The 21,097-nt window shown below is 50.3% G+C and carries 22 protein-coding genes and 1 pseudogene; 13 read left to right on the top strand and 10 right to left on the bottom strand.

Annotation, left to right across the window (positions count from 1 at the left end; translation table 11 throughout):
- The first annotated feature begins 15 nt into the window (after positions 1 to 15).
- Genes RYZ26_RS05250 through RYZ26_RS05240 form a run of 3 tightly spaced genes read left to right on the top strand, consistent with a single transcriptional unit; the run spans position 16 to position 1,966 of the window.
- Positions 16 to 912, top strand: coding sequence for a LysR substrate-binding domain-containing protein (locus RYZ26_RS05250; RefSeq protein WP_317682112.1), 897 nt, complete (start codon positions 16 to 18; stop codon positions 910 to 912).
- Positions 913 to 914: 2 nt separating this feature from the next.
- On the top strand, positions 915 to 1,253 hold the full coding sequence (locus RYZ26_RS05245) for a CidA/LrgA family protein (protein ID WP_317682111.1): 339 nt from the start codon (positions 915 to 917) through the stop codon (positions 1,251 to 1,253).
- Positions 1,250 to 1,966 (top strand): LrgB family protein, encoded by a 717-nt coding sequence (locus tag RYZ26_RS05240; RefSeq protein WP_317682110.1) that lies wholly within the window; start codon positions 1,250 to 1,252, stop codon positions 1,964 to 1,966. Before RYZ26_RS05245 ends, RYZ26_RS05240 begins: the two co-directional genes overlap by 4 nt.
- Here the strand turns inward: RYZ26_RS05240 and RYZ26_RS05235 are convergent.
- Positions 1,959 to 3,353: an aminotransferase-like domain-containing protein gene (locus tag RYZ26_RS05235; protein ID WP_317682109.1), complete on the bottom strand. Its 1,395-nt coding sequence runs from the start codon at positions 3,351 to 3,353 to the stop codon at positions 1,959 to 1,961. The two genes, RYZ26_RS05240 and RYZ26_RS05235, sit on opposite strands and share 8 nt — an antisense overlap.
- A gap of 119 nt (positions 3,354 to 3,472) precedes the next feature.
- Between RYZ26_RS05235 and RYZ26_RS05230 the strand changes: the two genes are divergently transcribed.
- The 9 genes from RYZ26_RS05230 (at position 3,473) to RYZ26_RS05190 (ending at position 10,570) form a co-directional block, all read left to right on the top strand.
- Complete coding sequence (locus RYZ26_RS05230) at positions 3,473 to 3,724, top strand: DUF1127 domain-containing protein (RefSeq protein ID WP_317682108.1); 252 nt, start codon at positions 3,473 to 3,475, stop codon at positions 3,722 to 3,724.
- Between the two features lie 3 nt (positions 3,725 to 3,727).
- Entirely contained in the window at positions 3,728 to 4,618 is an 891-nt protein-coding gene (locus RYZ26_RS05225; protein ID WP_317682107.1) for an EamA family transporter, read from the top strand.
- Complete coding sequence (locus RYZ26_RS05220; protein ID WP_317682106.1) at positions 4,612 to 5,157, top strand: LysE family translocator; 546 nt, start codon at positions 4,612 to 4,614, stop codon at positions 5,155 to 5,157. Before RYZ26_RS05225 ends, RYZ26_RS05220 begins: the two co-directional genes overlap by 7 nt.
- Before the next feature lie 7 nt (positions 5,158 to 5,164).
- Positions 5,165 to 5,869, top strand: coding sequence for an alanyl-tRNA editing protein (locus RYZ26_RS05215; RefSeq protein WP_317682105.1), 705 nt, complete (start codon positions 5,165 to 5,167; stop codon positions 5,867 to 5,869).
- Between the two features lie 13 nt (positions 5,870 to 5,882).
- Complete coding sequence (locus RYZ26_RS05210) at positions 5,883 to 6,668, top strand: PhzF family phenazine biosynthesis protein (protein WP_317682104.1); 786 nt, start codon at positions 5,883 to 5,885, stop codon at positions 6,666 to 6,668.
- 60 nt (positions 6,669 to 6,728) lie between these two features.
- Entirely contained in the window at positions 6,729 to 7,508 is a 780-nt protein-coding gene (locus RYZ26_RS05205; protein ID WP_317682103.1) for a PhzF family phenazine biosynthesis protein, read from the top strand.
- On the top strand, positions 7,505 to 7,963 hold the full coding sequence (locus RYZ26_RS05200) for a GNAT family N-acetyltransferase (RefSeq protein WP_317682102.1): 459 nt from the start codon (positions 7,505 to 7,507) through the stop codon (positions 7,961 to 7,963). The genes RYZ26_RS05205 and RYZ26_RS05200 overlap by 4 nt, the downstream gene beginning before the upstream one ends.
- Before the next feature lie 69 nt (positions 7,964 to 8,032).
- Positions 8,033 to 9,928, top strand: a complete 1,896-nt coding sequence (locus tag RYZ26_RS05195) for an SLC13 family permease (protein WP_317682101.1) — start codon at positions 8,033 to 8,035, stop codon at positions 9,926 to 9,928.
- 99 nt (positions 9,929 to 10,027) lie between these two features.
- Entirely contained in the window at positions 10,028 to 10,570 is a 543-nt protein-coding gene (locus tag RYZ26_RS05190; RefSeq protein WP_317682100.1) for a DUF4760 domain-containing protein, read from the top strand.
- Here the strand turns inward: RYZ26_RS05190 and RYZ26_RS05185 are convergent.
- From RYZ26_RS05185 to RYZ26_RS05160, 6 genes are all read right to left on the bottom strand, one after another.
- A complete protein-coding gene (locus RYZ26_RS05185; RefSeq protein ID WP_317682099.1) occupies positions 10,567 to 11,253 on the bottom strand; it encodes an ABC transporter permease in 687 nt (228 codons plus the stop codon). The two genes, RYZ26_RS05190 and RYZ26_RS05185, sit on opposite strands and share 4 nt — an antisense overlap.
- A complete protein-coding gene (locus RYZ26_RS05180; RefSeq protein WP_317682098.1) occupies positions 11,250 to 11,945 on the bottom strand; it encodes an ABC transporter permease in 696 nt (231 codons plus the stop codon). Before RYZ26_RS05180 ends, RYZ26_RS05185 begins: the two co-directional genes overlap by 4 nt.
- Before the next feature lie 60 nt (positions 11,946 to 12,005).
- Positions 12,006 to 12,749, bottom strand: a complete 744-nt coding sequence (locus RYZ26_RS05175) for an ABC transporter substrate-binding protein (protein WP_317682097.1) — start codon at positions 12,747 to 12,749, stop codon at positions 12,006 to 12,008.
- 72 nt (positions 12,750 to 12,821) lie between these two features.
- Entirely contained in the window at positions 12,822 to 13,595 is a 774-nt protein-coding gene (locus tag RYZ26_RS05170; RefSeq protein ID WP_317682096.1) for an ABC transporter ATP-binding protein, read from the bottom strand.
- Between the two features lie 212 nt (positions 13,596 to 13,807).
- Entirely contained in the window at positions 13,808 to 14,872 is a 1,065-nt protein-coding gene (locus RYZ26_RS05165; protein ID WP_317682095.1) for a M48 family metallopeptidase, read from the bottom strand.
- A gap of 3 nt (positions 14,873 to 14,875) precedes the next feature.
- On the bottom strand, positions 14,876 to 16,003 hold the full coding sequence (locus RYZ26_RS05160) for a YjgN family protein (protein ID WP_317682094.1): 1,128 nt from the start codon (positions 16,001 to 16,003) through the stop codon (positions 14,876 to 14,878).
- A gap of 136 nt (positions 16,004 to 16,139) precedes the next feature.
- Between RYZ26_RS05160 and RYZ26_RS05155 the strand changes: the two genes are divergently transcribed.
- A complete protein-coding gene (locus RYZ26_RS05155; RefSeq protein ID WP_317682093.1) occupies positions 16,140 to 17,132 on the top strand; it encodes an MDR family oxidoreductase in 993 nt (330 codons plus the stop codon).
- 683 nt (positions 17,133 to 17,815) lie between these two features.
- Here RYZ26_RS05155 and RYZ26_RS05150 read toward each other — a convergent pair.
- The 3 genes and pseudogenes from RYZ26_RS05150 to RYZ26_RS05140 form a co-directional block, all read right to left on the bottom strand.
- The gene (locus RYZ26_RS05150) at positions 17,816 to 19,681 is read right to left on the bottom strand and encodes an ABCB family ABC transporter ATP-binding protein/permease (RefSeq protein ID WP_317682092.1); all 1,866 of its coding nucleotides are present in this window, start codon (positions 19,679 to 19,681) and stop codon (positions 17,816 to 17,818) included.
- Positions 19,682 to 19,748: 67 nt separating this feature from the next.
- Positions 19,749 to 20,453: a DUF6969 family protein gene (locus RYZ26_RS05145; protein WP_317682091.1), complete on the bottom strand. Its 705-nt coding sequence runs from the start codon at positions 20,451 to 20,453 to the stop codon at positions 19,749 to 19,751.
- A gap of 299 nt (positions 20,454 to 20,752) precedes the next feature.
- Positions 20,753 to 21,097, bottom strand: a pseudogene (locus tag RYZ26_RS05140) (hypothetical protein); the annotation flags it as partial.

Below are 21,097 nucleotides of genomic sequence, written 5' to 3'. Positions count from 1 at the left end.
TTATAGATTATGCCTATGAAGGCAACTTATACACTTAAGCATCTTAAATATTTCATCGCTGTCGCCAAATACCAGCATTTTGGCCAGGCAGCCGATGCGTGCTTTGTCACCCAGCCAACCTTAAGTGCCGCCATCAAGGAATTTGAAGAAATCTTGGGCCTGCAACTGCTGGAACGGACCAAACGCAGCGTCCTGATCACCCCGACAGGAAAGGAAGTTCTGGCGCGCGCACAGGAAATCGTCGTGCAGGCCGATGGCTTGATGGAAATGGCGAAAACCAAAGGCTCCCCTCTAACCGGGGAACTTCGCCTAGGTGTTATTCCCACCATTGGCCCCTATCTATTGCCGCAGATCATGCAGAATATCCGCAGCCACTTTCCCGATCTCACCCTGTATCTGAAAGAAGACCAGACCGAACGATTGCTGGAATCGCTGAAAGAAGGGCAGCTGGATGTACTGATCCTGGCCCTACCTTACGAAAGTGATGCAATTGAGACATCGATCTTTATGCAGGATGATTTCTTTTGTGCTGTGCCAGCGGATCATGCACTTGCCAGCAATTCACACATTGAAAACGCCGAAATCGTGGAAGAAAACCTGCTGTTACTGGAAGAAGGCCATTGCCTGCGCGATCACGCCATGGCCGCCTGTTCCTGGGCGGGGGCGAAGAACATCAACGAATTTGGCGCAACCAGTCTGTCCACCATTGTGCAGATGGTTGCCAATGGCCTGGGCATTACGCTGTTGCCCAAAATGGCAATTGATGCGGGAATTACACGAGGCACCGACCTTGCCACCCTACCGCTTAGCAAAGACAGTCCGCCACGCGATATAGGTCTGGTCTGGCGAAAAACATCCGGGCGCGGTGATGAATTCACCACGCTGGCTAAATTCCTTCAGGAGATGCATTAAAGATGGTCTTTTACTTTTTCGTGCTCTGCGCCTTTCAACTGACGGGGGAAGCTTTGGTCTATCTGGCCGACCTACCCATCCCTGGCCCCGTTGTCGGCATGGCCTTGTTGCTATTATTCCTGATCGTCAAAAAAGGATTGCCAGAAGGGTTGGATCAAACGGCAAGTGGACTGCTGAAATATCTCTCGTTCCTATTCGTTCCGGCGGGCACAGGCGTCATTCTGCATTTTAACCTGATTACAAACGAATGGTTCCCCATCGCAGGGGCGCTGATTTTCGGTACACTCTTCACCATCATCTTTAGCGGGCTTGTGATGAAGCTACTGGATCGCTCGGCATGAACACGCTTCTTGATCTCTGGAACCACCTCACCCAGACGCCTTTGCTCGGCATTGGCCTGACGTTGGGATGCTTCTGCATTGGTGACTGGATTTATCGCACCTGTAAACAGTCCCCCTTAGCGAATCCCGTCCTGATTTCCATCATTCTGGTTTCAGGCGTTTTATGGATCACAAAGACGGACTATCAGGTTTATTTTGATGGGGCGAAATACATCCATTTCCTGCTGGGTCCGGCAACGGTTGCCCTAGCAGTGCCGCTTTATAAGAACCTGCATCACATCAGATCCGCCTTCTTTCCCATTCTGGCAACCGTCACCTTGGGGGGATTGTTCGCCATCATCAGTGGGGTCTATATCACCTATGCTTTGGGCGGGTCCGAAACTACGGTTCTATCCATGGTGCCAAAATCTGTCACTGCACCAGTTGCCATGGGCTTGTCTGAAATCATTGGCGGCACACCCTCACTGACGGCTGTCCTGGTCATCCTCAGCGGTGTGGTCGGCGCGGTCTTTGGCGGTATGGTACTGAGCCTGTTTCGCGTTCAAGACAAAAAAGCACGAGGCCTCGCCGTCGGCATTGCATCACACGGGATCGGCACGGCACGCAAACTCAGCATCAATGAAACAGCCGGGGCCTTTGCCGGGCTGGGCATGGGGTTAAACGCCCTTGTGACCGCCCTGCTTCTGCCCATCCTGATACTGTTTCTTACATAACATTGTGGAAGGCGTGGATTTCTTCATGGATTAACTGCCCCAGTCGTTTCATGCCTTCTTCCACATTTTCCAGATTCGGCGGGGCGCCGTAACAAATGCGAACGGCATTTTTCGGTGTGGCCTTGCCTGTATAAAAAACAGATGCTGGCAAGATAGAAACTTCGCGTTCACGTGCGCGCAGGCAAAACATATCCGGTGTCCAGGGTTCAGGCAAATAAAGCCAGCTGTGATAGGATCGTTTGGTCGATCCGATGGTCTGGCCCTTTAAATTCTCCATCACCAGTTCCTGACGGCGGATGGCTTCTTCGCGGTGCCATTCCATCATTTCAAAGATCAGACCATCTTCGATCCAGCGACATGTCACTTCCACATTCAGCGGGGCCGCCATCCAGTTGCTTAAGCGCATGCAGGCCGCAACGGTTTTGACTTTCGATGCAGGGGCCAGTACAAATCCGACCCGAATGCCCGGGCTGACACATTTGGAAGCCCCATTCAGATAAAAAGTCTGATCTGGCAATAAGGAGGCAAATGGCGTCAGAGACGATGGGTCTTCATGCAAAAAACCATAAATGTCATCTTCGATGATCCAGACGCTGTATTTCTTCGCAATGGCTGCAATTTCAAGACGCCGTTCATGGGGCATGATGATACTGGTGGGATTCTGGTAATTGGGCATGCAATAAAGGATGCGCGCGCCCGTCTGGATGATGGCAGCTTCCAGTTTTTCCGGGATCAGCCCTTTCTCATCCATGGGAATGCCGTTCATCTTCAAGCCCAGCTGGGTCGCCAGTGTTTTGATGCCGGGATAACTATATTCCTCACACAACAACGTATCACCCGCACGCGCCAGTGACATCAACGATAATGTCATGCCATGCTGAACCCCGTTGGAAACCACAATCCGGTCCGCATCCTGAGGCGCGCCGTGAAAGGCTGCCCATTTGGCAAAAGATTTACGGTGATGTTCCATGCCATGTTCGCTTTGATAGCGCATCAAAGCCCCAAGCCCGGCGTCCTGCGCAACCACCATCAGGGATCGGCGCAAATATTCCACCCGTTCGCCTTCTGCTGGGAAATTGAGGCTGAAGTCATAACCTTCCGGATTGATATCATAAGGGATGTGAAAGGGATTGCCCGTACCTTCATCTTTTTTAACGTAAGTGCCCCGCCCAACTTCGCCCGTCACGTATCCGCGCCGCACAGCTTCGGCATAAGCCCGACTGACCGTCCCAACCGTGACACCCAGATCATAAGCCAAGTCACGATGGGTGGGTAATCGCTCATCCGGCTTTAAGCCCCCATCACGTATTGCATCGCCAATAGCATCAGCGATAGCAAGGTAGCGGGGACCTTTACGGTCTTCGATCAGGGGCATCCATTTGGTCATTTTGTAATCATCCTAAAAACATTGTTATGGTGACAATGTATCAATTGACGCCACATTGTATCGATTGTTACAGTCATTGTCATCAAATATTTTGTTTAACACAAGCGGAGACAAGACCAATGAGACAGGAATGTATCGATACAATCGAAACAACAACTGCCCCGCAGCTGAGCTGGGGCCAATGGGCGAAAGCAGGCGCAACAATGGTCAAGACCGATTGCCTCCAGCTTGTCCATCTCATGTGGACCTGGCATGAACGTTCGCGCCAGCGCTTTAAAATGAAGCAATTGTCCGATGAGACCCTAAAAGATATCGGCCTCTCCCGGGCGGATATCGAAGGCGAAGCGCAAAAGCCCTTCTGGAAAGCATGAGAAATGAAACCCGCTCATATCTTTCTTGCAGCCTCAGTTATGGCTGCGTGGGGTATCAACTTTGTGATCATCAGGATCGGCTTAGATAACTTCCCGCCGATCCTGTTATCCACATTGCGTTTCGGGCTGGCGGGTCTTCCCCTGATCTTTATCTGGAAGACCCGACCGGCACCCCTTCACTGGATTGTCGCCATTGCCCTGTGCCTAGGTATTTTTAAATTCAGCCTATTGTTTGTCGGCATGGATTTGGGTGCAGGGGCCGGATTATCCTCCCTCGTTTTACAAATGCAGGCGTTTTTTACGGTTTTGCTGGCGTTTTTCTTACTGGATGAGCGCCCGAGCAAACGCCAGATGGCCGGGATGGGCCTCGCCTTTATCGGGCTTGGTATTATTCTGGCCGATCAATATGGCGGGCGCAGTGCCTTTATCGGGATTGCCTTTGTGGTGGTAGCCGCCCTTTTCTGGGCATTGTCCAACCTGTCCATGAAAAAGGCCCAAAGCAGCAATCCGTTGCACCTGATGATCTGGGTCAGTGCCTTTTCCACCCCTGTACTGCTTGGCATTTCCTGGGGATATGAAGGCGGTGATGCCATCATAAATGCATTTGAACAGATTTCTTTCAGCGGCATTACCAGCGTCTTTTACCTTGCCTTCATCGCCACATTGGCAGGATTTGGCATCTGGGCTTATCTGCTGAAAACCTATGACGCAGGCCAGGTTGCACCCTTTTCCCTGCTGGTGCCGATCTTTGGCATGACCTCGTCTGCCCTGGTTTTAGGCGAGACCATTACAATCAATAGCCTTGTGGCCGCCGGCTTTATCATCACAGGTCTGTATTTCAATACGATGCCGGCTGGATCATTTTTAAAAAGAAGAAAGACATTGCCATGTTGAACTTTGCCCTTTTTGCCTTCGTGACCTCCATCACGCCCGGGCCAAACAATTCCCTGTTGATGGCATCCGGCGTACGCTTTGGTGTCAAACGTACATTGCCACACCTGTTCGGGATTAACCTGGGCTTTGGCTTTATGTTTCTGGCGGTAGGCTCCATCCTGCCCCTGCTGCCCAATGGCGCTTTAGATGTGCTAGAATGGGTGGCGATGGCCTTGTTGCTTTATATCGCATTTAAGATCGCAACAGCCTCCACCGATTTCAGTGAAGAAGAAACCGAAGACAAACCTTGGGGCTTCTTTCGCGCAGCTGCATTTCAGTGGATCAATCCCAAGGCTTTAATGATGGCTTTTGCGGGTGCGACGTCTTATGGGCTTGATACCGTGACCGGGGCGATTATCTTTACTGCAGCCAATGTTGTTTGCGGCACATGGATTTTTGCCGGGGCCTGGATGCGTCGTTTCCTGATCGACAATCCTTTAAGAACCCGCATACTCTATGTCAGCCTCGCACTGATCATGGTGTTAACACTCATAAAATAGGTGATGAATGACCAAAGAACTTTTCCGCACCGACAGCTACCTAAAAGAATGTCAGGCAACTGTCACCGGACATCAGGACAATGCCATCCTGCTGGATCAGACCATTTTTTATCCAACTGGGGGCGGTCAGCCCGGCGATAGCGGCACATTGACGCTGGAAGACGGATCACACATCACCATTGCCAATACGGTCAAAGACCGCGAAACGGGGGCGCACCTTCATCTGGTTGAAGAAGGCACGCCCCTGCCCGCCATCGGATCATCGGTTAAATGCGAAATCAACTGGGATCGTCGCTATACTTTGATGCGCATGCATACTGCCCTTCATATCCTATGTTCCAAAGTGGATGCGGCAGTTTCCGGCGGGTCCATCGGCCTGGATAAAAGTCGCCTTGATTTTGATCTGCCGGAAAGCCCGGATAAAGAAGCACTGGCTGCCGCCATCAATGCAGAGATTGAAGCAGACAAAGCAATTGAGATCGGGGCCATCACCGATGAAGAACTGGAAAACAATCCCGATTTGATCCGCACCATGTCGGTCAAACCGCCGATGGGACAAGGGTCTGTGCGCACCATCCGTGTGGGTGATGTGGATTACCAGCCCTGCGGGGGAACACACGTAAAATCCACCGGAGAAATCGGTCTGATCCGCATTGGCAAGATCGAGAAAAAAGGCAAACAAAACCGCCGCATTAATATCCATTTCGCATAAAGTCAGAGCAAAAATGAAATTAGATATCTATCAAGTAGACGCCTTTGCTGACAAAGTCTTTGAAGGTAACCCAGCAGCCATTATCCCGCTGACAGAATGGCTGCCAGATGAAAAACTGCAAGCCATTGCCGCAGAAAACAATCTGGCGGAAACCGCTTATTTCCTGCCCACGACAAACGGCTTTCACCTGCGTTGGTTCACCCCGACGGTCGAAGTCCCCTTATGTGGGCATGCCACCCTTGCCAGCGCTTTTATTATCTATAGCGAGCTTGGGTACGACAAAGACGAAATCGTCTTTAAAACCCAAAGTGGCCCACTGGTGGTGCGCAAGAAAGACGATGGCTTTGCCATGGACTTCCCGGCCAATCCACCAACACCATGTGATATCCCCAAAGGACTGGATGAAGCCATTGGTGCAAAACTCATCGAAGCCCATGAAAATCGATTCTGTCTTGTGGTCTGTGAAAGCGAAGAAGAAGTCCGCAATGCGAAGCCGGATTTCAAAGCCCTTGGCAATATTACCCCCGGTGATTTCATCCTGACGGCCAAAAGTGAGAAATACGATTTTGTCTCACGCTGCTTTGCCCCCACCCATGGGATTGATGAAGACCCGGTCACAGGGTCCGCCCATTGTGTCGCCGCCCCGTTCTGGGCAGAACGATTGGGGAAAACCGAATTACTGGCCCGTCAGGTATCAAGCCGCGGCGGAAACGTCCTTTGCAGTGTAAAAGAAGACCGAGTTGAACTTTTTGGACGTGCGATTTTGTATCTAAAAGGTGAAATCACGCTTACCCCCTAGAAATCAGAGGCAAAAAAAGGTTACTATAGGTCAAAAGCAAATCCAAAAAAGTTGACGCTGATGAACCTTTCGATCTTCCAAGTCGATGCCTTTGCCAACAAAACGCTTGAAGGTAACCCGGCGGCCGTCGTGCCGCTGGATGCGTGGTTGGAAGATAAGATATTGTTAAAAATTGCAGCCGAAAACAATTTGTCAGAAACCGCCTTTTTTATCCCGAATGAAGCAGGGTTTCAACTCAGATGGTTTTCGCCTACGACCGAAATTCCCCTATGCGGACATGCCACGCTGGCAACGGCTTATGTGATCTTTCATGAATTGGGATACGATAAAAGCCTGATCCATTTTGATACCCAAAGCGGGGAGCTGATCGTCCTTAAAAAGGGCGATGACATCATCATGGATTTCCCCACCAATGCCCCCAAACCCTGCCCTGTCCCGGAAGGGTTGGAAGAAGCGCTTGGCGTAGATATTCTTGAAACCCATGAAAACCATTTCGTTGTCTGCGTCACAACAGATGAAGATACGGTCAAGAAAGCCAGACCAGATCACGAAGCCCTAGCCCGCATTGAACCCGGCGAATTTATCCTGACGGCACCGGGGCGCCGATATGATTTTGTTTCACGCTGTTTTGCCCCCGGTCACGGGCTGGAAGAAGACCCGGTTACGGGTGCGGCTCATTGTGTCTCTGCCCCCTTTTGGGCAGACCGATTGGGCAAGGCCACCCTTTATGCCCGGCAAGTGTCAAAGCGCGGCGGCGATATCACCTGCACCATCAAGGGCAACCGGGTGGAACTGATGGGACGGGCCGCGCTTTACCTTAAAGGAACCATCACCATATGAGCCTGTCTGTCACAAAAGCCACCAGCGCCGATGATCTGGACCATATCAAAAAGCTTTTTACAGAATATCAGGATTGGCTGGGCGTTGATCTGTGTTTTCAGGACTTTCAGGCAGAATTAAAAGCCCTTGCCGCCAAATATGACGTCATGCTGCTGGCGCGCTGGAACGGGGAAGTCTGCGGCTGTGTCGCCATCTGGCCGGTTGACAAAAAAGATACCTGCGAGATGAAACGGCTTTATGTGCGTGATGCCTATAAAAAGAAAGGGATCGGACGTGCCCTGGCGGAATTGATTTTTGAAGAAGCCCGAAATTCAGGATACCGTTTCATGTGTCTGGATACACTTTCCCACCTGACACCTGCGCTAAAACTTTATGATGATTTAGGGTTTCATAAGTCTGCGCCTTATTACGACAATCCGCTGGATGAGGTCATCTATATGGAAAAAAGCCTATAAAACACTTGTGCATCCCAGCATCTTGGGCGATATCTTAATGTCAAAAGAACAACAAGGATCAGGGGCAGCATGAGCGCACTCGCAATGGACATCTTCGGTCCAAATTTTCAGATGTGGTTAACCTACATCATTATTCTTGCTGCGCTGATCGCCTATGCCATCGAAGATATCCCGGTTGAACTGACGTCCCTTGTCACCCTTGGCGGGATTATGGTGATTTTCCATGTCTTCCCGGTGGTCGATGATAGCGGGGATAATCTGTTAAGTCCGCATACCCTGTTGATGGGATTTGCCAATACCGGACTGATCACGGTGCTTGCCCTGCTGGTGGTAGGGCAAGGGATGGTGCGAACCGGTGTGTTGGAACGCGGTGCCCAGATCCTGCTGAAAATGGGCGGAAAAAACACCTGGATTACCATCCTTCTGACCCTTATCGTTGGCATGTTGATTTCATCCATGCTGAACAACATTCCTGTGGTTGTTATCTTTATCCCGATCATGCAAGCGCTGGCCGCACGTATCAATAAATCCGCCAGCAAGGTGATGATGCCTTTAAGTGCGGCTGCCGTTCTGGGCGGGATGATCACCCTGATCGGGTCAGGTACAAACCTTCTGGTGAATTCAGCCCTGATCCAGCTGGGTGAAATTCCGTTTAAATTCTTTGATTTCACCATCCCCGGTCTTGTGCTGGCCTCCATCGGTCTGGTCTATGTGGTATTTGTCATGCCACGCCTGCTGCCGGACCGAACGGGTGAAGAAGGCGAAGCCAAACATAGCGGCAAGCACTTTATCGCGCAGCTGACAGTGGCACCGGGTGCCAAGCTAGTGGGTAAAGAGTCCATGGGCGGCTTCTTTAAAGAATTGCCGAACCTGACGGTACGCATGATCCAGCACCAGGGCAGCAACATCCTGCCGCCCTTTGAAGACCATAAAATCCATGCCGGTGACATTCTGGTGGTTGCCGCCACCCGTAAAGTCATCACCGAAGTCCTGACCCGCAACAATGGCCTTTTGGAACCCCATCACCCCGAACTGGTGCAAAAATCCTTTGCTTCGATGGAAGGGGCTGAAGAATCTGAGGGTGATGAAGAGGACGAGCTGAAAACACAGGACCGGATGCTGGTGGAAGTCATGCTACCACCCACAACGCAACTATCCGGTCAGACCCTACAGGGCACCAACTTTGCCCAACGTTCCGGCTGTAAAGTGATCGGCATTCAGCGTCGTTCACGCATGATCCGCGCGCGTATGGATGATATCCGCCTGCAAAGCGGTGATGTCCTGTTGGTTCAGGGTCACCCAAGCGATATCCATAATCTGCGATCCAACCGCGATGTGATCCTGCTGGAATGGTCGAAAGAAGAACTCCCCGCCGTTCACCATGCCAGACGTGCGCTCGCTATTTTCGCTGGTGTCGTTCTGCTGGCAGGTTCTGGTGTTCTGCCAACGGTGACCTGCGCTCTAATTGGGGCAGCTGCCATGGTTGCAATTGGTGCGCTCAGCGTCCAGCAAGCCGTGCGTGCCGTTGACTCAAAGATTGTGACCATGGTGGGAGCCGCCCTCGCCCTTGGGTCTGCCATGCAGGCAACGGGCGCTGCGACCTTCCTTGCCCATGGGGTCGTTGATGCCCTCGATGGTGCGGGCCCGAGGACCGTCTTGTCCGCGCTCTTCCTGCTGATCGCCATTCTGACCAACGTTCTGTCCACACAGACCTGTGCGGTTCTCTTTACCCCCATTGCGGTCTCTATGGCGAATGAATTAGGGGTCGATCCACGTGCCTTTGCCGTGGCCGTCGTCTTTGCCGCCAACTGCGCCTTTGCAACCCCGATTGGTTATCAGACCAACCTGCTGGTCATGGCCCCAGGACGTTACAGCTTTAAAGACTTTATCGTTGCAGGCACACCGCTTGTCTTTATCATCTGGATTGCCTTCAGCCTGTTCATCCCAGCATTCTATGGCTTCTAGATTGACAAATATGGCAATGACAATATAAAATTGTAAAAATCAATATTTTACAATGCTAGGATTCTTCGTCTTTTATACCTCGCGAAAGGGATGAAAAGCATGAGTGGAACAAACAGCGAAGCATTTTCTAATATTTGTGATGGCATATTCAAAACTTGCGCAACTGTCGGGTTAATCGTTAGTGCCACCTGGGCATACTGGGAATATACCGACAATAAAGAAGCCAAACGCATTGAACGATCGATGAAGTATGTTAGCAGTCTGGAAACCAAAGAAATAAACAATTCAATTGCTTATATAGACAATTTTTGGATTGAATATCGAAAATCCAAGACAAAACACACAGACAAAAAAGCCGCAATTATAAAAATCGTGAACGATGACCCAAAATATCATCGAAACCTTACCCAGATACTCAATCATCTTGATGAAATAGCATATTGCATTGAACACGATATTTGCCAAGGAGAAGTCGTATTCAAAACTAAAAGTGGTTTATTCTTAAATGCATTCAAAAACCATTATCCATGGATAATTGAATACCGCAAAGAAACCAATCACCCGCGCTATTTCATGCATTTAGAGTGTTTCATTCAAGAAATGAAACCAGACTGGATAAAGAAAAGCGAACTATGTAGTTAATGCGGTGTCTGGAACCGCAGCATTCGCTTTTCCACACGCATCCATACTTGAATGAATACGAAGGTAATCAGCAAATAGATCACCCCTGCGGCAAAATACATTTCAATCGCCAGATAATTGCGGGCAATGATAGTACGGGTGACACCCGTCAAGTCCAGAAGTGTAATGGTATAAGCCAATGCCGAGCCTTTGATCATAAAAATGATCTCATTGCCATAAGACGGCAGGGCCATGCGGATGGCGCGTGGCAGGACAACCCGGCGATAAAGCGTTGGTTTTTTCATGCCGATGGCAATGCCTGCTTCAATCTCTCCTTCCGGAACGGTACGAATAGCACCACGGAAAATCTCCGCTGTATAGGCCCCTGTATTGAGCGCAAAGACGATAAGCGCACACCAGTAAGCCTCACGCAGGACAGGCCAAAAGAAGCTTTCACGCACAGCTTCAAACTGGGCTGCACCATAGTAAAGCAGGAACAACTGCACCAGCATCGGTGTGCCGCGGAAAAAGAAGGTATAGACCAGCGGAATATTGCGCAGCCACCAGTTTCGCGAACTGCGCATCAGTGCCACAGGCACGGCAATCAGGAAACCTGCTACACAGGCAAGGATAACCAGTTCCAGTGTCAGCAATGCCCCATCCAGCAGTTTGGGAAGGGCGATATAGATTTCTTCCCAATTCATGATGCTGCCCTCTTCACCCCTTTATTGGCCCAGCGTTCCGCATACGTCTGCCCCAGCATGACCGCAGCCGTGATCATCAGATAAATGATGGCAGCGACGAAATAAAAGGTAAAAGGTTCTTTGGTATTCTGGATAGCGATGGCGGAATTTCGCATCAGTTCCGGCAGCGCAATCAAGGACACCAAAGAGGTATCTTTCAACAGACATTGAAACAGGTTGCCAAGCCCAGGGATGGCCAGACGCATGGCCTGAGGAAAGGTAATACGCCAAAAAATCTTGTATCCGCGCATCCCGATGGCAACAGCGGCTTCGATCTGACCTTTGGGGACAGACTGAATGGCGCCGCGAAACACTTCGGTTGCATAGGCCCCGAACGACAGCGCAAGGGCCGTTACACCCGCCGCAAAGACGTTAATCTCAACATAATCATCATAGCCGACGCTTTCCGCGATGCGGTTGATGATATCTTCGCCCCCAAAATAAACCAGCAGAACAATCAGAATTTCCGGGATACCACGAACGACCGTGGTGTAGCTTTGACCGATCCCGCGCAGAACCGCAAAGCGCGACAATTTTGCCGCTGCCCCGCCCAGCCCAAACATCAGGCCAAGCAAAAGGCCACACACAGCAACTTGCAGTGTCATCCATGCGCCAAGGGCGATCTGTGGTCCAAATCCCTGAAGGTCGATCATATCGGTCTTTCAAAAGAGAAAGGGCCCCTTGCATTAAACAAGGGGCACCAGTTCATCAACTTAGAAGATGGAGAACGGGAAATATTTCGCGTTGATCTTCTCATACGTTCCATTTTCAACAATGGCTTTCAGCGCGGCGTTGAATTTTTCGCGCAGTTCATTGTCTTTTTTACGAACAGCAATACCGATCTTGTCGTTTACGTCAATCGCATCCCCCAGGAAGGCATAACCTTTGCCTTCGTCAGAACGCAGCCAGTCATAAGCAGGCAGTTTGTCAGACAGAAGCACATCAATACGGCCGGATGCCAGGTCCAAATAGGCATTTTCCTGCGTATCATAAAGCTTTGGCGTCACGCCCTTCAGCGTATCGGTTACATAGTTTGCAGCAATGGTTGCACGTTGTGCGCCAACAGTTTTACCTTCCAAATTTTTAGGGTCCAATGTGGAACCTTCCTTGGCAACCATGGTCAGGTTGTTTGAATAGTAAGGATCTGTGAACGCAACCGCTTTTTGACGCTCCGGCGTAATCGACATGGAAGCAACGATGGCATCATATTTCTTTTTCTGCAGACCGATGATGATAGAATCCCAGTCCAGCGGTGCGATGATTTCGCAATCTGCCTTCATTTGCTCGCACAAGGCATTGGCGATATCCACGTCAAACCCGTGTGCCTTACCTTGCTTATCGATATTGTTAAACGGAGGGTAAGCGCCTTCTGTGCCAATGCGAATTTTATCGCCGGCTTCGGCTGTTGCAACACCCATGGCCAAAAGGCCCGCCAGCGCAATTGCAATCTTTTTCATAAAATAATTCTCCCGTGAATTGCTTGTCTTAACACTTAAATTTTAGTCCCTAACCAGTCCGAATTTTGTTTTTTAGAGTTCGGTACTGATAAATTGTTTCATCCGTTCTGATTTCGGATTTTCAAACACATCTTTGGGCGGGCCGAATTCTTCGACCTGTCCCTGATGCAAATACATCACATGCGAGGAGACCTCGCGCGCAAATCCCATTTCATGGGTCACAACCAGCATGGTGCGCCCCTCTTCCGCCAACATCTGCATGACTTTCAAGACCTCACCGACCAGTTCGGGGTCCAATGCAGATGTGGGTTCGTCAAACAACAGTAGTTCCGGCTCCATCGCGAGCGCACGGGCAATGGCGGCGCGTTGCTGCTGACCACCGGACAGTTGTGACGGATAATGATCTTTTCTTTCATAAAGGCCGACCTTGTTTAAAAGCTCAGCTGCTTTTTCGGTCGCTTCCTTTTTGGACATGCCTTTGACCTGGGTTGGGCCTTCGATGATATTTTCCATCAAATCCATATGAGCCCACAGGTTAAAGCCCTGAAACACAAAACCGATTTCTGCACGCAGGCGGGTAATCTGTTTTTTGTCCGCTGCGCCCAGCTGACCATCTTTTTCTCGCTTCAGCTTCATATCTTCACCCGCCACGCGGATCGAACCCTGTGTTGGGCGTTCCAGCAAATTGAGGCAGCGCAGGAAGGTACTTTTACCGGACCCGCTTGATCCGATAATGGAAATCACATCGCCATACTGCGCTGTCAGGGACACCCCCTTCAGCACCTCAAGGTCGCCAAATTGCTTGTGAATATCTGAAACTTCTAAGGCCGGAAAATCTCTGGTCATATAATTTTTTGTTATCGTTTGAGTGTCCTGTTTCAAGCAACTTTGATTCTTCTTAACCAAGAAGTCAAGAAACTGTCATATGAAATTCGTAAATCACCAAAAATGATCCTATTTGACTAAGTATGCATCCAATTTTCGGTTTCAATCGAAAGGAAATTTCAACCTCTTCTATCAATTTTCCTAATCCGCCATAAGGAATCGGAAAGTTGAACCTAGATTTGATCGGTTTTTGAGCAGATATTTTTCAAGTCTGCCCAATCCTGATCGAACAAAGCAGGTCCCCCCCCTTTTTGGGCGTCAAGGAAGGCTGCCCGGTCTTCTGACATCGGGTGGGTGGAGATAAATTGAAGGGCCGTTTCCAAACCATGATTTTCATGATCCAGTTTTTTAAAAAACTTCACCATGCCTTGTGTGCTGACACCTTCGCGTTTCAATGCTTCCAGCGCATAAGCATCAGCTTCGCGTTCGTGATCCCGGCTATAAGATGTTTCGGCCAGCAATCCGGCCAGATCCATCATGCTGCCCCCGGAAAGCGCCGCCAATAAAAACGTCAGGCCAGCCCCACGAAGGGCAGCCTGCATCGGATGGCGATGATCCACGTGCCCGAGTTCATGGGCCAGTACACCCATAACCTCGCCCGGACTGTCGGCTTTCTCAATCAACCCGCGCATCAGGATAATTTCCTGACCTGGCGTGGCAAAGGCATTTACCATCTTGTGATCCACCACGCGGACGGTCATCTGTTTGGCTTTTTCCGGCCCAACGATCCGCACCACCATATCATCAAGAATATCGACACTTTTGGGATAGGTGCAGAGTTTATCGGCCCCCAACTGCCCAGCAAACTGCACCCCAGCCCCTTTGAACATATCACGTTCCCACTCCACGGAGACAAGAGCCAAAGCAATCTGCGCTGCAACAGGCAGCAGAAAATAAATTCCCGCCGCGCTTGCAACCGTTGCCGCCGTCAGCCACCAGGCAAGTCGGCTTTCTTTCTTATAAGTATTGCGACTGACAAGACCGGGAATGATGTTATAGATCCAGCTTCGGGTACTCTCATCTGTAATCTGAAGCCGCGCACCCGCATGTTTTGACGACGACAGGATCAAAGGTTGCCTGGGGTCAACACGATCAATTGGCGCAATATGTGTTGTCTCCCACGCGCCCAGGCATTCGCCTTGCAAATCAGAAATAACCAACAGTCTGCCGGAAAAGCTCAGACGCACATCATAACGACGTGCACTTTGTCCATCCACAAATGATGCGGGGTAGCCCATCTTTTAGAAGGCCCCCACGTCCAGCGCATCTGCCAAACCTTCGCCCGTTTTCAGCTCGTCACGTTCAATCTGAATGGTTTGTTCCAGACTTTCGATGCCTCGTGCCTTAACGTTTTCTGAGATAAAAGACATATATCGTGACATAATGAAAGGATAAGACAAACCAAATGTCACAATCATGATCATAAGATTGACCGCGTGAAAGCCCAATAATTTCAGTGGGCCAACCCGCGCATAAAACGAACAACCATTTACGCTGGTTTCGCTGATTGCCTGGCTAAAATATTTGGCATAATAAAAACTCATTGCAAGTACCCAAACCAGCAGGTTCAACAACCCCAACCCGAAAACGAGTCCCCCCTGAAGTGCGACTGCAACTTCAGGCAACTCTCCATTAGGTAAGGCCATCCGGGTCTCGATTTCACTGATGCCGTAACTAAAAACGCCAAAAGAAATAACAAGCCCCGATATAACAATAATATAGGAAAGCAAATAAGACTTATAAAGACTTCTCGCTTTTATCTGTGTTTGAAAGACCTGATTACCAAATCGCATATTATTAGCCCAATAGCGTGACATGACAGCATGTCTTAAGGGGAATATAAGACCACCCGTAAATGGCATAGCTAAGGTGAAAAGCATCCAACGCCACCAATATCCAAACGTACTGCCGACTTGGGAAAACCGCACACCACGCCAGTTCACGCGTGAGGCAATATATCTATAGGCACGAAAGACAGCGATAGGGAATAAACAGAAGAAAAAAATCGCCTGAAGAGTATATATTGTTCCCGATAGCTCGGGGTTCGTCAGCGATATACTTTCTGCATAGCCCGCAGGCAGAATCCCAAAAGGCAAAATGATAAAAACCATAACAACCCCAAAGCCCAATAAAAGCTCTTTGCCTGTCCCTGTATATTCAAAGCCGTCACCAAGCAGCTTCATGCGGCTGAAGATATAACGACGATTTCTTGTTTTCGCCCAAAAACGAAAGATTCCTAAAGTCAAAAACGTGAAAAGTAAATTTACGATATATATTTTAAAAAATTCACCATTTTGGCACTCTGAATGCAAAAACGTTTTATACAATCGGTCCGCACCCGGATCGATATTCTTGATTACATCTCTCATTCCCCTACCCCATTTGCATATCGCACACCTAAAGCGAGCTTAGGTAAAATATTGTAATTAAACAACCTCAAAGATTGATCGGGCTTCGAACATTTTGTATCGTGATCTCATAATAATAAATCAGTGAGGTTCCCCCATGTCATTCAATGCACTCCTTCTGGATCAAACCGATAACGGTCCATCGCTCGAGATCAAATCCGTTTCCGAAGATGACCTGCCTGCTGGCGAGGTTCTGGTCAAAGTCGACTACTCCACCCTTAACTTTAAAGACGGGCTGATCATGAATGGCCTTGTCAAGCTGGTGAAAGAATATCCCCATGTGCCGGGGATCGATTTTTCTGGTGTGGTCGAAGAGTCCAGCGATGATCGCTACAAGCCCGGTGACCGCGTCGTCCTTAACGGCTGGCGTGTAGGGGAAATCCACTGGGGTGGCTATGCGCAAAAAGCCCGCGTCAAGGCTGATTGGCTGGTGCCGCTGCCTGATGAGATTTCAACCAAGCGCGCCATGGCGATTGGGACGGCGGGTTATACTGCCATGCTGTCCGTGATGGCACTGGAAGATCATGGCCTGCATCCGGAACAAGACGGTGAAGTTCTGGTGACCGGTGCCTCCGGTGGTGTGGGGTCCATTGCCTGTGCGATCCTGGCGCGTCTTGGCTATCAGGTGGCAGGCTCTACGGGGTCAGAGGCGTCGCACAATTATCTGACAGAACTGGGTGTCACCAACATTGTTGAACGGTCCGAGCTGGAACAAGGTCCCAAAGGTACGCTTGGGGCTGAACGCTGGATCGGGGCCATTGATAATGTGGGCGGATCCACCCTGCACCATGTACTGGCAACGCTGAAATACTGGAGCTGCTGTGCCTCAGTTGGTCTTGCAGCATCCAATGAGCTCAACACAACCGTCCTGCCATTTTTGATGCGCGGTGTCACTTTGCAGGGGATCGACAGTGCGACCTGTCCTTATGACAAGCGTGTTACCGCCTGGAACCGACTGGTCAATGAACTGCCGGAAGATGTTCTGGGGACCATGACCACAGATATTGCCCTGTCAGATTTGCCTAGTTACGGCAAAAAAATCCTCAAAGGGGAAGTTCAGGGACGCGTTGTCGTGGATGTGAATTCATAAACACTTTGTTAACCAATTGAATTTTAAGGGGTTGTTAACTTTTAACAGCCCCTTTTCATTTTTGGCATCCTCTTTGCAGTTCTATTTTGCATAACACGCGTCATTCCTGCGCAGGCAGGAATCTAACAACAAAAACCAGATCCCTGCCTTCGCAGGGATGACGTGACATAAAGAGGACCAAAACAATGAATAGAGCGGTGAAACTAGGACTGGTGATAGGCGGCCTGATGGGCCTAAGCGCCTGTGGATACGTAGATAAATACGAAGAGGCCGTCTATGACTGGGAACCTCGTTATTGCTACAAGCAATTGGGGTCCGTCCAATGTTTTGCCGAACCAGTTCACCGGGACGCGGCGCGGTTGGTCAATTACTATGGCCCTCACCCCAGCCGATACGATACGCCCTCACCTCCCGATCGGTTGGAGCCAGCAGCACCGCCCCCGGTGGCCTTTTATGTACGTGACATGGAACCCATCCCCGAAGATTCCACCGTACATCCGGCCAACGACTAAAGAGCCCTATATCCCCTTAAAAAGTCTTTAGTCACCAAGAGCCCTTCTTTGCGCCTACCTACGCGAAGAAGGGCTTTTTATTTCCTCTGTTCCCCGGCGAAGGCCGGGGCCTCTTTTATGACATGTAAGGTTTCAAAAAGGTCCCGGCCTTCGCCGGGACACAGTAATGAATTACTCCGCACCCGCAGGTACCAGCACATCGGCCTCGCCCACTTTCTCCAACGTTTCCAGCGCCAGCGCTGCTTCCTGCTGTTTCGCCCACATGGCGGCATACGCCCCATCTTTTTCGAGCAGGACAGCGTGCGATCCCTGTTCCACGATCTCGCCTTTATCCAGCACGATGATTTCATCGGCATCAACAACGGTGGACAATCGGTGGGCGATAACAAGGGTGGTCAGGCCGCTTGACACTTCACGTAAAGAAACCTGAATTTCTTTTTCCGTATGAGTATCCAGTGCGGATGTGGCTTCATCAAACAACAGGATGCGTGGACGCTTCAGGATAGTTCTGGCAATGGCAACCCGTTGCTTTTCCCCGCCCGAAAGTTTCAGGCCGCGTTCGCCCACAATGGTGTTATAGCCATCAGGTAAATCCATAATAAAATCATGGATGCGCGCAAGCTTCGCCGCTTCTTCCACTTCCTGTGGCGTGGCTTCGGGGCGGCCATAGGCGATATTGTAGAAGACCGTGTCGTTAAACAGGACCGTATCCTGCGGCACGATGCCGATATTGCTGCGAAGGGCATGTTGCTTGATGCTGCGGATATCTGCACCATCAATCTTCACAGCCCCCTTGGAGACATCATAAAAGCGGAAGAGCAAGCGCGATAATGTGGATTTCCCTGCCCCGCTGGACCCCACAATCGCGCAGGTCTTGCCAGCCGGAACATGGAAGTCCACTTCTTTCAAAATCGGGCGGCGTTCATCATAGGCGAAAGAGACATTTTCAAAAACCACATCGCCGCCGCCTTCGGGCAGGTCCGTCGCATCTTCGTCATCGGCAATTTCAGCTTCCTGATCCAGCAGGGAGAACATATGTTCCATATCGATCAGGGACTGTTTGATTTCGCGGTATACGAACCCTAAGAAATTCAACGGCATATAAAGCTGCATCAGGTAACTGTTCACCAGCACAAAGTCACCCAGCGTCATGGTGCCATCCTGCACGCCATAGCCTGCCATGATCATCACAGCGATCAGGCCGATGGAGATAATCGCCCCCTGCCCGATATTGAGCAAGCTGAGCGTCACCTTGGATTTGACCGACGCTTCTTCGAATGATCTGAGGGCCACGTCATAACGCCGGGCCTCATGATCTTCATTGGTGAAATATTTGACCGTTTCGAAATTCAACAGTGAATCAACCGCTTTCGTGTTGGCTTCATTGTCGCTTTTATTCATATGACGGCGATATTTGATGCGCCATTCCGTCACGATCAAAGTCCAGGCGATATAGCTTGCGATGGTGACAAAGGTGACGGCTGCAAAGGTCCAGTCATAAAGTGCCCATAAAATCCCGCAGACCAGCACGATTTCCAGCAGGGTCGGCAGGATGTTGAACAGCATGAAATTCAGGAGGAAATCAATCCCCTTGGTCCCGCGTTCAATCGATCGGGTCAGCCCGCCCGTCTGGCGCTGCACATGAAAACGCAAGGCCAAACGATGAAGGTGGTTAAAGGTCTTGAGCGCCACATCACGGATGGCACGCTGGCCGACGCGGGCAAAGACCGCATCACGCAATTCCCCAAAAGCCTGGGCCATGACACGGGCTACCCCATAAGCAATCAGCAACATGACAGGTACAACCACCAGACCGACGCCGTCATTCAGACTAAGCGTATCCACAGCCTCTTTATAAAACAGTGGCACTGAAACGTTGGTCGCCTTGGATGCAGCCAGAAGCAAAAGGGCAATCACCACGCGGACGCGCAAATTCATCGCGTCCTTGGGCCAGAGATAAGGGAGAAGCGTTTTTAACGTTTTCCAGTCATTACGTGAGCCCGAAGATTTCGGGGCATCCTGTGAAAGTGAGCGCATGAAAAATAATCCAAAGAAAATATATCTTTAGAATATAGCCCGTTTCGTTTTGAATAACAGGGGTTGCTTATGCGCGGCTCGCAATTTCTGCTGTAATCAACTCGATTTGCTTTAGATAATCACACGACATTTCAGACGGAATTTCCATATCGCGGTCTTCATAGACATTACGATCCGGATGGGCTTTTTCCCAGTCCTTGATGACCTCATCACGTTGGCGCAGCAGGGTACAAATCTGCGGATAGAACAGCTGTACCATGGCCCCGACCCATTTGTTGGCGGGCCAGGACGGGCTGGCGTGATCAATCTCGAAACTGTCCAGCATCTTGATGACATCTTCACAATCATACCAATATTCCGCCGTCACCCAGCGGTTGGTGGTAAAGAGCGATTGCGCAATGCCATAGGCATCCATGGAAATGGCGATCAGGTGGCTGAGCGCATCATTGGCAGCAGCTGGTTCTTCATAATCAGCAACCTTCACCGGGTTTACGCCATCGGGCATGCCTTTGGGGCGCAAAAACAGATGAAAGTGACCATGTTCGCCATCACGGTGGGCGTGATAATAATACTGCCCGTGGGTTTCATGATCATAAACATCGCCTTCAGGATAATGGTTCATCTGATAAAAAGTGCCTGTACCTTTTAAAATATCAGAAACGATATTCTCACCCACTTTAGCCAGCACCCGGTGGCATTCTTCCACCATCGCCCCAGCTTCCAGCATCTTTTGCAGCCGTTCAGTTGACAGGTCTTTCAAGTTTACAGTCATCGCTTCCAGTATCCCCATTCATGTCCAGGAACGTTCTTTCTAAAGCTTCTCTAACGTTTCTGGTCCTCAAATACTTATCACATTTTGTTGATGGGGTGTGATGGCTTTGTTTAAAGACGCCACTTTCAGAAAAGCACATGATGGTTTCAGGCAAATAAATCTTACTACAGCACTGACGCTGTTTTATCTTATCGGAGGCTTTTCATGACTTTTCGCAAAACTCTTTTCTGCAGCTCTATCACACCTTTGGCCCTTGGGCTAGGAATAGGGATTGCGACCCTGGGCAACATTGCACCTGCTCAGGCAAACCCATGTGCAGCCAAAGCCTGTGCGCAAAACCCATGTTGTGCCAAGAACCCCTGTGCGGCGAAAAATCCTTGCGCTGCTAACCCTTGTGCTGCGAAGAACCCTTGCGCGGCTAACCCATGTGCCGCGAAAAACCCTTGCGCAGCTAGCCCATGTGCCGCGAAGAACCCTTGCGCAGCTAACCCATGTGCCGCGAAGAACCCTTGCGCAGCTAACCCATGTGCCGCGAAGAACCCATGCGCGGCTAACCCCTGTGCCGCGAAGAACCCATGCGCGGCTAACCCCTGTGCCGCGAAGAACCCATGCGCGGCTAACCCCTGTGCCGCGAAGAACCCATG

This window comes from Terasakiella sediminum (assembly GCF_033100395.1).
GTDB lineage: Bacteria > Pseudomonadota > Alphaproteobacteria > Rhodospirillales > Terasakiellaceae > Terasakiella.
Note: the sequence above shows the minus strand (reverse complement) of the source record. Positions and strands in the feature narration are given on the sequence as shown.

Coding starts and splice junctions, on each gene's coding strand:
- RYZ26_RS05250 (WP_317682112.1), top strand. CDS start 16: ATGAAGGCAACTTATACACTTAAGCATCTTAAATATTTCATCGCTGTC.
- RYZ26_RS05245 (WP_317682111.1), top strand. CDS start 915: ATGGTCTTTTACTTTTTCGTGCTCTGCGCCTTTCAACTGACGGGGGAA.
- RYZ26_RS05240 (WP_317682110.1), top strand. CDS start 1,250: ATGAACACGCTTCTTGATCTCTGGAACCACCTCACCCAGACGCCTTTG.
- RYZ26_RS05235 (WP_317682109.1), bottom strand. CDS start 3,353: ATGACCAAATGGATGCCCCTGATCGAAGACCGTAAAGGTCCCCGCTAC.
- RYZ26_RS05230 (WP_317682108.1), top strand. CDS start 3,473: ATGAGACAGGAATGTATCGATACAATCGAAACAACAACTGCCCCGCAG.
- RYZ26_RS05225 (WP_317682107.1), top strand. CDS start 3,728: ATGAAACCCGCTCATATCTTTCTTGCAGCCTCAGTTATGGCTGCGTGG.
- RYZ26_RS05220 (WP_317682106.1), top strand. CDS start 4,612: ATGTTGAACTTTGCCCTTTTTGCCTTCGTGACCTCCATCACGCCCGGG.
- RYZ26_RS05215 (WP_317682105.1), top strand. CDS start 5,165: ATGACCAAAGAACTTTTCCGCACCGACAGCTACCTAAAAGAATGTCAG.
- RYZ26_RS05210 (WP_317682104.1), top strand. CDS start 5,883: ATGAAATTAGATATCTATCAAGTAGACGCCTTTGCTGACAAAGTCTTT.
- RYZ26_RS05205 (WP_317682103.1), top strand. CDS start 6,729: ATGAACCTTTCGATCTTCCAAGTCGATGCCTTTGCCAACAAAACGCTT.
- RYZ26_RS05200 (WP_317682102.1), top strand. CDS start 7,505: ATGAGCCTGTCTGTCACAAAAGCCACCAGCGCCGATGATCTGGACCAT.
- RYZ26_RS05195 (WP_317682101.1), top strand. CDS start 8,033: ATGAGCGCACTCGCAATGGACATCTTCGGTCCAAATTTTCAGATGTGG.
- RYZ26_RS05190 (WP_317682100.1), top strand. CDS start 10,028: ATGAGTGGAACAAACAGCGAAGCATTTTCTAATATTTGTGATGGCATA.
- RYZ26_RS05185 (WP_317682099.1), bottom strand. CDS start 11,253: ATGAATTGGGAAGAAATCTATATCGCCCTTCCCAAACTGCTGGATGGG.
- RYZ26_RS05180 (WP_317682098.1), bottom strand. CDS start 11,945: ATGATCGACCTTCAGGGATTTGGACCACAGATCGCCCTTGGCGCATGG.
- RYZ26_RS05175 (WP_317682097.1), bottom strand. CDS start 12,749: ATGAAAAAGATTGCAATTGCGCTGGCGGGCCTTTTGGCCATGGGTGTT.
- RYZ26_RS05170 (WP_317682096.1), bottom strand. CDS start 13,595: ATGACCAGAGATTTTCCGGCCTTAGAAGTTTCAGATATTCACAAGCAA.
- RYZ26_RS05165 (WP_317682095.1), bottom strand. CDS start 14,872: ATGGGCTACCCCGCATCATTTGTGGATGGACAAAGTGCACGTCGTTAT.
- RYZ26_RS05160 (WP_317682094.1), bottom strand. CDS start 16,003: ATGAGAGATGTAATCAAGAATATCGATCCGGGTGCGGACCGATTGTAT.
- RYZ26_RS05155 (WP_317682093.1), top strand. CDS start 16,140: ATGTCATTCAATGCACTCCTTCTGGATCAAACCGATAACGGTCCATCG.
- RYZ26_RS05150 (WP_317682092.1), bottom strand. CDS start 19,681: ATGCGCTCACTTTCACAGGATGCCCCGAAATCTTCGGGCTCACGTAAT.
- RYZ26_RS05145 (WP_317682091.1), bottom strand. CDS start 20,453: ATGACTGTAAACTTGAAAGACCTGTCAACTGAACGGCTGCAAAAGATG.